This is a genomic window from Halalkalibacter lacteus (assembly GCF_036663595.1).
In the GTDB taxonomy this organism is placed as follows: Bacteria; Bacillota; Bacilli; order Bacillales; family Bacillaceae_D; genus Halalkalibacter; species Halalkalibacter lacteus.
Window position 1 is genome coordinate 1 of the sequence record NZ_JAWRVL010000378.1, and the last position, 246, is coordinate 246.

Annotated in this window: 1 protein-coding gene; it reads right to left on the reverse strand. The window is 54.5% G+C overall.

The features are described 5' to 3' along the window. Positions 1–38 precede the first annotated feature (38 nt). Positions 39–246 (reverse strand): uracil phosphoribosyltransferase (locus tag SAZ04_RS22730; protein WP_332700006.1); only part of this gene is annotated, 208 nt, incomplete at its 5' end.

Consider the following 246-nt stretch of genomic DNA (forward strand, 5'->3'; position numbering starts at 1 on the left):
TGAAATTGTTGAGCTCGTTGATATCGATGGTCATCGTTTTACCCTGTCCCAAACTGACGGTCTCCCGCATCGCACAATCCGTGCACGATATAGGCGCGCTCGTTGAGGTGATCGTCGATCGCGGCAATGTGGATATAGATGTCTGTATGCTGGGTTTGCATAGCTTTGATCCCCTCGGGCGCAGCGATCAGGCCCACGAAATTGATCCGCTTTACTCCCCACCGCTTGAGGATAGCGGCGGTGGCG